This is a genomic window from uncultured Campylobacter sp. (assembly GCF_938045405.1).
Classification (GTDB): domain Bacteria; phylum Campylobacterota; class Campylobacteria; order Campylobacterales; family Campylobacteraceae; genus Campylobacter_B.
In genome coordinates this window covers 1-5,075 of sequence record NZ_CALIMW010000248.1, presented here as the reverse complement: position 1 = coordinate 5,075, position 5,075 = coordinate 1, and the positions used below count along the sequence as shown (strand labels likewise).

6 protein-coding genes are annotated in these 5,075 nt (G+C 40.8%); all 6 read right to left on the bottom strand.

Annotated features, from left to right (window positions below):
* Positions 1-1,707: thiamine pyrophosphate-binding protein (locus Q0140_RS10185; RefSeq protein WP_297964262.1), on the bottom strand; the 1,707-nt coding region annotated here is incomplete at its 3' end.
* Positions 1,704-2,777: a CDP-glucose 4,6-dehydratase gene (gene rfbG / locus Q0140_RS10180; RefSeq protein WP_297964264.1), complete on the bottom strand. Its 1,074-nt coding sequence runs from the start codon at positions 2,775-2,777 to the stop codon at positions 1,704-1,706. The genes rfbG and Q0140_RS10185, both read right to left, overlap by 4 nt.
* Before the next feature lie 11 nt (positions 2,778-2,788).
* Positions 2,789-3,562, bottom strand: coding sequence for a glucose-1-phosphate cytidylyltransferase (rfbF, locus tag Q0140_RS10175; protein ID WP_297964260.1), 774 nt, complete (start codon positions 3,560-3,562; stop codon positions 2,789-2,791).
* Between the two features lie 11 nt (positions 3,563-3,573).
* Positions 3,574-4,506, bottom strand: a complete 933-nt coding sequence (locus Q0140_RS10170; RefSeq protein WP_297964258.1) for a glycosyltransferase family 2 protein — start codon at positions 4,504-4,506, stop codon at positions 3,574-3,576.
* Between the two features lies 1 nt (position 4,507).
* Entirely contained in the window at positions 4,508-4,873 is a 366-nt protein-coding gene (locus tag Q0140_RS10165) for a GtrA family protein (RefSeq protein ID WP_297964256.1), read from the bottom strand.
* On the bottom strand, positions 4,866-5,075 hold a 210-nt coding region (locus Q0140_RS10160; protein WP_297964254.1), incomplete at its 5' end, for a hypothetical protein. The genes Q0140_RS10165 and Q0140_RS10160, both read right to left, overlap by 8 nt.

The following is a 5,075-nucleotide window of genomic DNA, read 5'->3' as shown; positions in this document are numbered from 1 at the left end:
AACCATTTTGCCGTCAGGCTTTATCTTAGACGATAATTTTGGCTCCATTTTTTCAATAGGTGAAAGCATTATTTCGCAAACTACCGTACCTGGTTTGGATAGAATTTCCTCCAACTCCCCTTTTAAATTTAGCTGATTTTCTATCCTGCAGGCTTCAAAGCCATAAACCTCTGCTAATTTTACGATATTAGGAAAGCTGACGCCGCTATCTTTATCTGAGCCTACCTTGTGCCCTTTAAAAAAGTTGTTTTGAGTATTTCTGATAGAAATATAGCCTGCATTATTCAGAACAAAGATTTTGATCGGAAGCTTATTATGAATTATTGTCTGAAGCTCTTGAATATTCATCTGCAAGCTACCTTCACCCGTAACGCAAATCGTATTTTTTTTGCCATTTGCGAAGCAGGCACCGATTGCGGCAGGCAGATCGTATCCCATAGAAGCACAACCCGAATTTACTACCACCTTTTGATTCTCATATAAGCGCAAGCTCTGATAAGATGAAACACATGCCGTACCGTTACCGAATACATAAACTAAATCTCGTTTATGATTAGATAGCACATCGAAGAAATTATATGAATCAACCCACTCTTTTACATTTTGTCTAAAAGGCTCAATCGTAGGATAATTTTTTCTGTAATTTTTGCAAATTTCAAGCCAAAATCCAAAATCCAGCTCGTCTTTCAACGCAGATCGCAAATCCGATATAAAAACCTTCGCATCGGATTTTATCTTAATATCTGCGGCAATAGTTTTTTTGTTTAGTTCGTTTTGGTCGATATCAACTAAAATTTTTTTGGCTTCTCTGCCGAAGAATTCCCAGTTATAGCTGACTGCACGGATATTTAATCTAGCACCTATAGCAATGATGAGATCGGAATTTTGTACGACAAAATTTGCCGCTCTATTGCCAATAGTGCCATATCTACCGAAAAACAGCTCATAGTCATTTCTAACGATATCGTATCTAGCGAAAGTACCGATAACGGGGATTTTTAAAATTTCGATTAGTTTTAGAAATTCTTCGTTAGCGCCGGCAAGCGTTACGCCGTTACCTACAATGATAGCGGGGCGTTTAGCAGCTTTTAACGCATCTAAAACCTGCGGGATTTTTGTGTCAAACTTCGGCGCTTCGGGGATTTCAAATTCTATCAGATCTGCTTCGTCCACCATCGCGCCTTGTATGTCTAGCGGCACATCCAGCCATACGGGTCCGGGTCTGCCGTGCTTAGCCTCATAAATAGCTTTTTGCAGATGAAATTTTATGCTATTTTTATCCGTTATCATTACGGCGTATTTTGTGATAGGTCTTACGATGTCAACGATATTAACCTCTTGATCGCCGAGCTGACGTAAATTTAACTCGGGTTGCGAAGCAATGGTCGTCTGAAATTTCACTTGCCCCGATATGATCATCGTAGGGATCGAATCCACCCAGGCACCGTAAACGCCGGTAACCGCGTTTGTCCCGCCGGGGCCTGTGGTAACATACGCGATACCAATCTTATTTGAGACGCGCGCATATCCCTCTGCGGCTATCGCGCAAGCTTGTTCGTGATGGTTACAGACATACTCTAAATTTTCATTTTTGCCAAGCGAATCTATCAGGTGCATATTGCCGCCACCCGAGACCATAAATACGGTCTTTGCGGTATCTTCGTGCTCGGCTATAAATTTTGCTATAAAATCGCTAACTTTTATCATCGCATCATCTCTTTTACGTAGTCGTTTAAATTTTGTTCGGTATCGATCGCGCCGTTTTCGTAGAAATTTTTATACCATTTTACAGTTTTTTCAAATGCCGTTTCACTATCCCAAACTGGCTTCCAACCAAGCAGCGCATGTGCTTTAGAGCAATCAAGCTTCAACAAATTTGCCTCATGCGGCTGGTTTATGTCGGAGCCGATTTTAAATTCTGTCTTATCCCAATATCGCTTGGCACTCTTTAGTACATCAAGCACCCTAATCGCACCATCATCGCTAGGTCCGAAATTCCATGCACCGCCGAATTCCTTTCGCCCTTCAAGCAACTTTTGCCCTACGAGCAAATATCCGCTAAGCGGCTCGAGTACGTGCTGCCAAGGACGCGTCGCATGCGGATTGCGGATCGTTACCGCTTCATTTTTAGCTGCTGCGCGCATAACGTCGCAAATCAATCTATCTTGCGCCCAGTCTCCGCCGCCTATTACGTTACCTGCGCGACACGTGGCAAGCAGCGTTTGATGCTTTGTGCCGTAATCTTTTTCGTTAAAAAACGAATTTCGATATGAACTAGCCAAAAGATCCGCGCAGCCTTTCGACGAGCTATATGGATCATATCCGCCCATAGGATCGTTCTCACGATAACCCCAAACCCACTCTTTATTTTCATAAGCCTTATCGCTGGTGATATTCACGATCGCGCGAACGCCCGCCTTTCTGCAGGCTTCAAAGACTTTTAATGTGCCTATGACATTGGTTTCGTAGGTTGTTATCGGATCGGCATAAGATGGACGTACGAGCGCCTGAGCGGCAAAGTGAAATACAATGTCGGGTTTATAAGTCGTAAACGCCTCGTCTAATTTAGCAAGATCTCGTATGTCGGCGATTACCTGGATGATATTTAAATTTAAAAGTCCTATATGATTTGGCTCTGTAGGCGCCGGAAGCGAATACCCTATCACTTTTGCACCCAAGCGCTCCAGCCATAAGCTAAGCCATGAGCCCTTAAAACCGGTATGCCCGGTAAGCAAAACTGTTTTGCCATTATAAATTCCGGAGTATAGATCCTGCATATCTTGCATTGCTACCACTTTTTCCACGGAGCGTTGCCGCTATCCCAAATTTTGTTTAACTCGAGCTTATCTCTAAGCGTATCCATCGGCTTCCAAAAGCCGCTATGTTTATATGCTAAAATTTCGCCGTCGTGGGCCAAATTCATAAGCGGCTCTTGCTCAAATATTGTCGCATCTCCATTCGCAATATAGTCAAAAACCTTGGGCTCACATACAAAGAAACCCGCATTGATCCAATTGCCGTCTCCTTTTGGTTTTTCCTTAAACTCATGCACGCGACTTTCGTCATCTATATTTAGCGCTCCAAAGCGACCTTCCGGCTGAACGGAAGTCATAGTAAGCGATTTGCCGTGAGACTTATGAAATTTTACAAGCTCGTGGATATCTATATCACTAACGCCATCTCCATAAGTAAGCAAAAACGGCTCGTCTCCCACTATGCTCTGAGCCCGCTTAATACGACCGCCAGTCATAGTGTTTAGCCCGGTATTTAACAGCGTAACGCTCCAAGGCTCACTAAAATTGCTCAAAACCTCCATTTTGCCATTTTTCAAATCTATAGTCATATCGCTTTGATGCAAAAAATAATTGGCAAAATATTCTTTGATATAGTAGCCTTTATAGCCAAGTAGAATGACGAATTCGTTAAATCCGTACAAACTATAAATTTTCATAATATGCCATAAAATCGGTTTTTCGCCGATCTCTACCATTGGCTTTGGCCTAATGCTCGTCTCTTCGGCAAGCCTAGTACCGAAACCTCCTGCTAGTATTAAAACTTTCATTAAAGCTCCCTTTAATCAAAATTTATTCTTTCTTTTTCAAATACCAATGGGCGATTTAACACTTGTGTATAAATTGCACCGATATATTCGCCTATTATACCGATAAAAAACAAAATTCCAGATGAAACGAATGAAAAAAGTATGATAAGAGGCGCGATGCCCACGCTCATCTCGTCCCAATAAATTAGCTTAAGTATAAAATACACAAGTCCTACTATTATACTTAAAATACCCATTATCATGCCTATAAAAGTCGCGAGCCTAAGTGGCACTTTAGAATTGCAGATTATACCGAGTATCCCCATATCATAAAGCGTGTAGAAGTTATTTTTGGTAACTCCTTTAATTCTTACCGGTTGATCGTAAGGAATTTTGGCTACCTTATAGCCTGCCTCCGCGAGCATTCCGCGAAAAAACGGATATGGATCATGCATCTGCCTAAGAGCCGTTATTACTTTTTTATCAAAAAGCCCAAAACCGGTAAAATTCTTAAAAATCTCGATCTCAGATAGTTTTGATAAGAGCTCGTAATAACACTCTCTGATTTTAAACATCACGCCGCGCTCCTCGCTATCTCGCTTAATAGCCAAAACCAAGTCGTTGCCCTCTTGCCATTTTTCTATAAACTGCGCAATCATCTCGGGCGGATCTTGCAAATCGGCTACGATAGAGATAACAGCATCTCCGTCTGCACCCAAAAGCGCATAGGTTGGCGATTTGATATGCCCGAAGTTTCTGGAATTTACGATGATCTTTAAATTTTTATCATCCTTTGCTAGGCGTTTTAAAATTTCAACCGTCCTATCGGTCGAAGCATTATCAATAAATATATGCTCGTAGGCGTACTCCGAAAATCCTTCCATAACTTTTTTTACGCGCGCATAGACTTCCTCTACATTCTCCTCCTCGTTAAAGCAGGCAGTAACTATACTGATCTTTTTCATATCATCTCCTAAAGACGAAAAATTTATTTAACAAAAATGACACCGCGGCCAGCGGGATCAAAAGCACAAAACCATTTATATACATATTATCAAATCCAAGCCACTTGAAAAGCCATAGAAAAAATATATTTAAAAAATAAGTAATGATGTAAACTAGTATAAATCTAAATATTAGACCGTTATCACTGCTACCGAATACCAGCTTGCCTATAGTTTTAAAGTTAAACAATACGCCTAGTATCGTAGAAAACAATACGGCAAGAGGATAATATAGACCCAAATAGATAAAAAGGGCAAATAGCCCATACCCAAAGGTAGTATTCATGATGCCTACGAGGAGAAACTTGACGGCTTGTCGTTTAATCATAGCTATCATTTTGTCTATAAATATTTATAGTATTAAAATTTGCCTTATCAATCAGCTCAACCCCAAGTTGAGGTAAAATTTCCATTATATTGGCTACATTACCATTCAAGGTTACTATATCCGAATTCCTAATTGTATTATTAATATCTTGCAAAACGGCTCCGTTTCTAGTGATTTGCATAAGATTTACGCCGCTATCCTG